Source organism: Vibrio sp. V42_P2S4T144, assembly GCF_009904715.1.
Lineage (GTDB): Bacteria > Pseudomonadota > Gammaproteobacteria > Enterobacterales > Vibrionaceae > Vibrio > Vibrio alginolyticus.
The window spans coordinates 1-9,782 of the sequence record NZ_WXWS01000145.1; the positions used below are offsets into that span (position 1 = coordinate 1).

The following is a 9,782-nucleotide window of genomic DNA, read 5'->3' on the forward strand; positions in this document are numbered from 1 at the left end:
ATAATCAACACCTAAATATAAAAGAACAATTTAAGATTTATAATACATTTTTTAATTTACATTATTAGATAAAGTAATGAGTACTATTCACCTATAAATCGGGGCATCAAGCATTGCTCTTCAATCATTATTACTATCAATTGAAAAGGCTTGATCTAAGCCCAATAGCGGAAGTAAATAAAGAGGGAAAAACCTCTTTTTTAAGGTACACAGATCCCATCTTAGTTAAGTACTAAAAATATGTTGAAAAATCGCATAAATAGTATGCACATCAGTAAAATGACTGCTTAAGTAAGTTTACATTCTGTTGTCGTGACTGATAGAGATACTGGCAAAAGAGCAAAAGAAAAGCCTCAATCTTGAGGCTTCTGGATAAGAGAGGTTATGGCTGAAGGAAGTTTTGAGTGAAATCGAGCGCCTCTTTAGAGAGTTTTTTTTCGTTGGGCGATGTGCTTGCCTGGTCTTCTGCTGTTACCGTTGTCATGTTAGGCTGAAAATCTAGTGTTGATGTCTCCTCCCAAGCTTCGGAGGCGTCTTTATTCTCATCATTCAACACCGCATTGAGCTCCTCTTCCGCAGGAAAATACGCTTCGCGTTTGTACACTTTGTTAAGGGCTCGAATAATAGAGTGCTTTCTCACCATTCCTGATGCCAGCTTTCTTTGCAACGGCTTCGCTATGGACTGCAATCCAACGACAACATCAACACCAATATTGGTTGCCACTTCATCACGCAACGTACGTGCAGGTTGGTAGCCCATATTGGCAGCAAGAAACAGCCAAACGTAAGCAATTGCATTACCCGTTTTACCTTTATCCTTCCACGCTTCGCCAGCATGATACATCGCTTTAGCACTGCCACCTTCCGCGGCCCGTTCCAGCCAGTAGCAACCTTTAACCATGCTTTTTTCTGTACCAATGCCATTTAGGTAACATAAGCCGACTTGGATCTTGCCATCTGCACTGTCTTTTTCCGCCGCTTTCATAAACCAGTAAAGCGCATCTGCACTGCGTCCTGCACTATTGTCTGGTGAAAGCTGCCATTCCCCCATATAAATCATGGCATCAATGCAGCCTTCTTCGGCGGCAGTTTCAATCAGTTGGTTACCTTTTGGGATATTTTTTTCAGTTCCTCGACCAAAGACCAAGGCCTTGCCCGTCGAAAATTTCGCTTCGGTATCCCCTTCCATTCCCGCAATTGCGGTACGCCAGAAGTTTGCCTGCTCTTTTAAAATCACATCTTCGCGCATGCGTTCACTTAAGCGAACAATGCCGTACATCCCCGTCACATTGTCCAGTTTAGCGGCTTTATCATACCAATACAGCGCTTGACGAATGTTGTCCTTTTCGGCTTCTTTCGCTAGAAATAAAATGGTGGGGATATGCCCGGTTTCTGCTTTGAACTCTCGCTCTTTACGCTCTTGCTCTCGCGCTTTATGCATCGCCTTTCGATAAGCGGCTTCGCGAGCTTTCCTCTCTGCCTCGAGTCTCTGTTTCCGCATCGACAACGAGATCATCCACACAAATATCAGGACGAGTGAAAGGCCAGTTGCCGCAATGGCAATGCCCATACTACTCATAAATAGCCTCTTTTGGTTTCAGGGCCCAATTCAACTCCCTTTCAGGGAAATCTTATGATTACGCGCCGACATAACGCCGACTACCTTCATTATATAACGACCACTTAGCGAAAATCTGAAGCTTGCGAAGACTTAATGGCGGTATTTTATTCAACATCACTGCAACTTATTTTTAAAAGAAAAATATAGCCCTTATTTTTATAGAACTTAATCACGGTTTTGGGGCTGAGACATTCTCATCCCCTATCATCCCCCCTTACTCCTCCCATAAAAATTTACATTTTAATGATGTGCAGAATCTCTCACTATGCGCCTGTTTTATTATTTAATTTGTGAACAAAATCGACTGTGACAGAAAATTTTCACCTGTAAAAAACTTAACAGCCTGCTCTCACATTTTGCTGATGATTCAGTGTATTAGCATCTAATTGAACATTTCCTTTTTTGGCATCTGCCTTTCTAGCGTGTGCAAAACCTTCTTGATGATTGAGTCAGCGAAGGCAGCGCGCAGCTCAATATCAATTCAATAACAATGGATTTGTAAACGTGGACAATAAGACATTTAAATTATCAACAATTGCCAAAACCGTACTGCCTTTGATTTCCGTCGCGGTAATCAGCGGTTGTGGTAGTGATAGCACGAACGAAGATACGACGAACCCTGGCTCAGGCTTATACCCTGCGGGAGAGAACGAAGTCGTCATTTATTACAAACGTGATGTAGCATCAGCTTCAACAGCAAGCGACTACGAAGGTTGGGGCTTGCACCTATGGAACGGTGAGGGCTGTACCAGCACAGATTTAGACGCAATGGGCATTCCGGGAACAGGAACGGATTGGTCTGCGCCACACCCATTCGATGGCATCAACGACACCTACGGTGCTTACTACGTACTGAAAATAAATCCAGACGCCTCTGACCCACACGAATGCATGAACTTCATTCTGCACAAAGGTGATGAGAAAGCGTTCGGCAGCGCAAACTCAAAAGTAGAGTTGACGAAAATCGGCGAATCGAAAGGTTTGTTTGGCTTCCACGGCAGCAGTGAACTTTACTACGAGCCAATAGAAGAGCGCCCTGTTGATATTGATGGTCAAAAAGCCCATTGGTTAGACGCCAACACCATTGCATGGGAAGCGGCGACCAGTGCGGATTCCATGAAGCTGTTCTACAGCCTTAGCAATGACATCAAAATGGATGAAGATAAGCAAATCTCTGGCGGTACAGCGGTTGAGCTGACAAAAGCTGGTGAGTTGTCTGATGGTCTGAAATCACGCTTCCGTCACCTTGCTAGCCTTCAAGCTGCGGGTATCGATGTCGATGACGCGACCTTGCGTACGATCCTGAAGTCACAAATCGTTATGGTGGCTTACAACGCAAATGGTGACGTCATTTCTGCAACTGAAGTGCAAAAACCGGGCGTTTTGGATGCGGTGTTTGCCGATTCCAAGGCAGGTAACGCGATCGGTCAAGAACTCGGTGCGATTGTGGAAGGCAGTGCCGCAACCTTCAAACTATGGGCACCAACTGCCCAAGATGTTGATCTGATAATCTACGATGAAAACTTAGCAGAAGAAGCGACCGTTGCCATGACGGAAGACCCAGCAACAGGTATCTGGGTTTCTGAGGCACAAAGCAACGTTGTCAACAAATACTATCGCTACCAAGTTAATGTATACCACCCAACAACTGGCGTCGTTGAAACGCGTTTGGTAACAGACCCATATTCAATGAGCTTGTCTAAGAACTCACGATACTCGCAAGTGGTTGATTTAGATGATCCAAGCTTAATGCCTCAAGATTGGAAAAACTACGCACGCCCAACGGTTAAAAAAGACGAAGACCACGTCCTTTACGAGTCACACATTCGTGATTTCAGCTTTAACGACAGCAAAGGCACACCAAGTCTTGATGGCAAATATCTGGCGCTTACAGAACCTGAGCGTGAGTCTGTATCTCACTTACAAGCTTTAAAAGATGCTGGCCTAACAACGCTACATATCTTGCCAGCATTTGATATTGCAACCGTGGATGAAGACGCTGACAAGCGAGTCGATATCACCGACACCGTGGGTAAACTTTGTGGCATCAAGCCAGAAGCCTCCATTTGTGAGACCGAAGATGACGGCAAAGTAATTGAAGAGGTATTAAATAGCTACGACCCAACAACGGGCAAAGCACAAGCGTTGATGAACGATCTTCGCATGCTAGACAGCTTCAACTGGGGTTACGACCCTTACCACTACACCGTGCCGGAAGGCAGTTATGCGACCGATCCTAACGGGTCTAAGCGTATTCTTGAGTTCCGCGAAATGGTTCAAGCGACGCATAAAATGGATCTGAAACTGGTCATGGACGTCGTGTACAACCACACAAATGCATCTGGTGTGAACGAAAAATCAGTACTGGATAAGATTGTCCCTGGGTACTACCACCGCCTAAACGTCAACACTGGCGGCGTCGAAAACTCAACCTGTTGTGATAACACCGCAACCGAGAACTTGATGATGGGTAAACTAATGGTTGACTCATTGATGGTATGGGCGGATGACTATAAAGTCGATGGTTTCCGTTTTGACCTTATGGGCCACCAGCCGAAAGATGTGATGGTTTACGCACTTGAAAAAGTCCGTGAAATTGACCCGAATACCTTGTTCTACGGCGAAGGTTGGGACTTTGGTGAAGTCGCGCAAAACGCTCGCTTCGATCAGGCGACACAAGTCAACATGGCAGGGACAGAAATCGGTACTTTCTCTGATCGTCTGCGTGACGCAGTTCGTGGCGGAAGCCCGTTTGATGGCGGTGTAGATTCTGAAGGTAAGCACCCACTTCGCTTTAACCAAGGCTTTGGTAACGCCGCTTATCCTAACGAAGAAACCAAAACTGACGCAGAGTCGGTGAATGGTCGTTTACACAACCAAGATCTGGTTCGTCTAGGTATGGCTGGTAACTTGGCTGATTACATCCTTCTTGATTACAAAGGCGAAACCAAACTGGGTAAGAACGTTGATTACAATGGTGCGCCTGCAGGCTACACAAAAGTGCCATCAGAGAACATCTCTTACGTGTCTAAGCACGACAACCAAACATTGTGGGATAACAACGCCTACAAGATTGCGACAGGCACTTCATCTGCCGAGCGTGCACGTATGCAGTCTGTGTCCCTATCAACGGTGATGCTTGGTCAAGGCATTCCATTTATCCACATGGGTTCTGAGCTATTGCGCTCTAAATCTATGCAGCGCGACTCGTACGATTCTGGTGACTGGTTCAACCGTGTATTCTTCGACGGAAGCGACAATAACTGGAACGTTGGTCTACCACGTGAAGACAAAGACGGTGCAAACTGGGAGCTGATCAAAACCATCGTTGGTGACAGCACGGCGAAACCAGATTCAACCGACATCGAGCTGACTAAGCAACAATTCCTAGAGCTACTAAAAATCCGTAGCACAAGCGAACTATTCCGCCTAGATACCGCGCAAGAAGTGATGAACCGTGTGGACTTCCGCAACGTAGGGAAAGACCAAGTGGAAGGCTTGATTGTGATGTCTATCGACGATGGTACATCAGCGGGTGCCGATTTAGATTCGAACTACGATGCTGTCGTGGCCGTTGTGAACTCAACATCAACTGAGAAATCTTTCAAAGTTGCTGGCGCAACTGGTTTCGAACTGCATGAAGTTCAACAAAACTCTGCGGATGACATCGTCAAAGGTGCAAGCTTCACCAATGAAACGTTCACAGTACCAGCACTGACAACAGCGGTATTCGTGCAGCCACAAAACGGCGCACAAGGTGCTGGCCTACCAGTAAACACGGATAACAAAGACGTATCGAGCATTCCTCCTTACGGCGAAACCGTTGTTTACGTGAAAGGCACGATGAACGAGTGGTCTGATAGCAGTGATTGGGCGATGACCTTTATTGGCAACGGTATGTACTCTGTAACTGGCGTTCTTGAAGCTGGTGAACACGAGTTCAAATTCGCGGACTCTGGTTGGGCAAATCCAAACATCGGTTGTGATATTGCGAATATAGCTTCTGGTTCACTAGACTTAGGTTCAGAAGGTAACTGTAAGCTGTCTGTTGCTGAAACAGGTAAGTACAACTTCACTCTGAACGCGCTGCATGTTCAAGATGAAAGCGTAGAAAAACCGGTCGTGTCAGTGACCAAATCAGCAGATGCACCAACATTCGGTGAAACAGCACTTTACTTACGTGGCACTATCACTACATGGGATGCTCCAGCACAAGACTCAACAGCGAAGTTCAGCTATGTTGCAAATGACGTTTATTCGCTAGACATTGACCTAGCGGCGGGCAACTACGAAATGAAAGTTGCGAGCGCAGACTGGGCAGCAGACACCAACTTCGGTGGCGAAGGCAGTGTTGAGCTTGGTAAAGCGCTAACGATGGAAGCCGGTGGCGGTAGCGCAAACCTAAAAATTGCGATTGCAGAAGCAGGAAACTACAACTTCCACTTCAATGCGGCTGACAAGTCGGCGCCAATCGTGACGGTAACGAAAAACTAGTTTCATTTAAAAACATCCGTAATGAAAAAGGGGAAGCATCACGCTTCCCCTTTGTTTTGTTGGCGTCACTAAATGGTGGATACCAAAATCAAAAAGGTGTTAGTTTCCCCAAATCTGTTCAACAAACTCAGGATGATCAATGAATGGATTACGATTGCCCTGAAAATCAAACACTTGTTGATTGCGGTTTCGTTCTTTTTCACTAACGGGATCATTTTTGTGCCAACGCTTAAGCATGTTTAACATCCAAGGTTCAAAAACCTTTGAACTTGAACCATCAAGGACAGCATCCGCATTGCTTGAATTGCCTTCCCAGTTACCTACAATATTTTCATAGCGGGTTGCCATGTAGAAATAGGCACGAGCAAAATCGCCTTTAAACTCATCGATCGGCTCAAACACCGTACCGGAGTAGCCCAGACTAGTGCTTGCTTGGCCAAGTTTAGAGCCATTACTAGACACGTAGGTCGCGGTGCCCACTTCACCAAATGGCCAATTACTGCGCTTCGCGTTTACATAACCATCGGTTGCAAACAAGTGATGACCGTCTGAGTTCATCGGCTCAACCTTACCGCCAAACCAGCTTTTCGGAAAAGAGTGCTCACGGTTGTAGCAATCCCCTTCCGTTTTGTATTGGCCACATTGGTCTGTGACTTTGGTAAAGCTTACTGTATCGCTAGCAGATGGCTTTTCAGAATACATATCGAGAATAGAGCCATCATTTTCGTAATAACGATCAATATCGGCATCTTTTACCAAGGTCCAGACCGCAGAATAGCCTCGGCTGGAGTGATTATTGATAATGTTAAACAACGCTGTTTTTAGAGCGTATCCCGTCTTACCAGATGCCGCTTGATAGTAACCATCAACCACTGGTGGGGTCGTGGTTGAGTCACCTAACGTAAAATCGGTGGTTTCACTTTTCGAGAATTCAGCGCCAGAAGCAAGAGTCTTATCTCCCTCAGTCAGCGTGTACGACCCCGCGCCACTGCCACAACAAATGCCGTCACCATACTCGTCTTGAATCGTGAATTGGTAGTTACCGTCAGCTAAGCACATGCTCTTTTCAATGGTGATTGCTGACTCATATCCCTGACCAGAAAACAGTACTTCAGCTTGGTTGTTTTTTAACGTCCAGCTAGTTTCTGAACCATAATTATCGGTTGTGAGAGTCAAGACCACTTGGTGATCACTACAACTTTCTACAGGAGGTTGTGTACTTGTCTCGGTCGGTTGAAAATTATCGACGTAGACAACTTCTGAGCCATCAAAACTGGCTTCATCGTAAAAACGCAAACCGACGTTGATGGTCTTGTTCGAGCTCGCTGTGTAATTGTGCACGAGCTCTTGCCACTGGTTTATCTGTTGTGGGTTCGAGTAATTGTGATAACCATCAACCACCAGACGTGCTTTTACATTTCCTTCGGTATGATAAACCGAGACAGAAAACGGATAGGTTTTCCCTTGCTCCACATTAATGGTTTGCAAAAAGTCGGTGTTGCTTTGGGTACCTGTATTCACGACGACTTGAGCAGCCAGGCCGCCCGATTTGATTTGTTCGCTGCTTGGCGACACCGCGATGCCCGCGTCAATCTCTGACCACTGCGTAGGTACATTGCCATTCCACTGCTCAAAGTCACCGTTGATAATTTGGCTATATGCAAACGGAGAGCTAACAGCAGCAAGGAGACAGAGGGAGTTCGTTATGGATTTCATTATACTTTTCCATTAGTTATATAAATCCCAAACACGATAAACATATTAGTGGGGCATAAGTAATCCTTCAGTCACATTTTTACGTTGCACAAGTGTTAATTTACTTTTTAATGTGCAGCTTATCTCACAAATATCCATCTGCTGAAAACAAATGCCAATACAAAAAGCGAAGCAACTTGTTGGCTACATCGTCGTAAAACCATTAAGGGAAAAGTAAAACAGACAGAAAAAAGCCAAGTGTGAGCCTATGGAGGTCAGCAACAACACTTGGCTTGTTTATAAGAAAGCTTGTGGTCAGCTCAACTGGTGAGCATCAATTCTGGATAATTCCTTAAGGTTTTACCGCAAAGAATCGTCCTTGTAGTGGCGACATCAGAATCTGATATTGACCATTACTCGGAGTAATTTTTTCATTCGTGAGCAAATCCACCAACTCACCAGTACCAACACTCTCCTGAGTAAGAGTGACGCTTCTAGCGCTCTCTAAGGTATTTAGCGCAAACAAGACTTTGTCCGAACCAGATTGTTTCAAGTCCACATAACTGCCGTTACTCGCAACTAAATTCGTGCGTGACCCTTGATAAAGTGCAGGATGCGCATCGCGCATTGTCATCAGCGATGTCACATAAGATTTGAGATCGGCTTGGTTTGCATCAAGCGTCGCCGTCACGCCTTCAATTTTCGCACTACTGCGCGCAACGTGATCATCGCACAAACCTTGAATGGCGCAGGTGCTGTTGTCTTCTTTTGCGGCAAAACCATCCACTTGATCCCCGATTTCATCACCGTAGTACAACGTGATTGGCCCGGTGTACGCCGCTTGGAAAGCAAACGCGGCTTTATGGCGTAACCAATATTCTGCATCATTCACATCCGCCAAGTTTCCGCGCTGTAACAAGTCACCAAAGCGCACTAAATCATGGTTGCCGATCATCAAATTCGGCTGCGCATGTGTTGGATATTGGTTGTGTGTGCTGTAGCCGTTGTCTAACCAATCCACACCGCGACCACCCACGCCGCTCTCATTCACGGCCAAAGTTTCAACAATGCGATATCGCATAGGGAAGTCAAACGCAGAGCACAGTGCCGGATCGCTGTTCGAACCATACGCCTCATCCGCGATCTCAGACTCCCCTTTCCAAATCTCTGCCACCATATAGCCCAACGGATTCACTTGTTCGCCTTTGCTATTGGTGTACGTCACACTTTGTGAGGCTTCATCGACGGCTTTACGAAGTTGTGTCCAAGCGTCTGTCGGAACTTGATAGGCTTGATCTAAACGCCAGCCGTCAATCTTCAGTTCTTTGATCCAATACGTTGCCACTTCTTTGTAGAAATCGAGACTGGCCGGGTAATCAACGGGATTGCTCGATCCCGATGGCAACAAACCGGAAGGAGATGGTTTGATCAAACCATCTTTGTGATGACCAAATACACCATCAAAAAACACGTATAAGCCGCGTTTGTGTGCTTCCTCGACCAAGGTTCTCGCCGTTTCTAAATCACCAAAACGTGGATCAATGGTGAAGTAATCCGTTGCAAAGTAGCCCGTGGCATCCAGACGATCGGCCCAGTGTTCTTGGCCCGCTATCGCTTCCGATTCAAAAACTGGCGTCAACCAAATCGCGTTCATCCCTAAATCTTGGATGTAATCGAGTGAATCAATCACTCCTTGCAAATCGCCGTTATGATGGCTGGTGCCATAACCTGTACCGTGACCAATGCTCGCATCACCATCCACAAAACTCTCTACCATGATTTGATAAGTACGAAGTTGGTTACTTTGCGCCATGACATTGGCTTGGCAAGCATAACTGGTATCCGGTAGCGGAGTGCTGCTATTAGTGTCGCCACCACCAGAAGAATTACACGCAGATAAAGCACCAATCACACTTAACGCAAGCAACGATCGAGACAGGCGATGGTTACGTAGGATATTACGCATTTTATT

The 9,782-nt window shown here is 45.9% G+C and carries 4 protein-coding genes; 1 reads left to right on the forward strand and 3 read right to left on the reverse strand.

Features of this window, described 5'->3' with window-relative positions; genetic code table 11:
* Positions 1-382: 382 nt before the first annotated feature.
* A complete protein-coding gene (locus CAG68_RS04745) occupies positions 383-1,579 on the reverse strand; it encodes a tetratricopeptide repeat protein (RefSeq protein ID WP_054728844.1) in 1,197 nt (398 codons plus the stop codon).
* Positions 1,580-2,125: 546 nt separating this feature from the next.
* On the opposite strand from CAG68_RS04745, the gene pulA reads away from it, so the two are divergent.
* Positions 2,126-6,115: a pullulanase-type alpha-1,6-glucosidase gene (gene pulA, locus CAG68_RS04750; protein ID WP_161440834.1), complete on the forward strand. Its 3,990-nt coding sequence runs from the start codon at positions 2,126-2,128 to the stop codon at positions 6,113-6,115.
* Positions 6,116-6,214: 99 nt separating this feature from the next.
* On the opposite strand, the gene CAG68_RS04755 is transcribed toward pulA, so the two are convergent.
* A complete protein-coding gene (locus CAG68_RS04755; protein ID WP_104976395.1) occupies positions 6,215-7,831 on the reverse strand; it encodes an endonuclease in 1,617 nt (538 codons plus the stop codon).
* Positions 7,832-8,162: 331 nt separating this feature from the next.
* Positions 8,163-9,776 carry an alpha-amylase family glycosyl hydrolase gene (locus CAG68_RS04760; protein WP_054728847.1) on the reverse strand — a complete coding sequence of 538 codons (1,614 nt, stop codon included), beginning with the start codon at positions 9,774-9,776 and terminating at the stop codon, positions 8,163-8,165.
* Between the last annotated feature and the right edge of the window lie 6 nt (positions 9,777-9,782).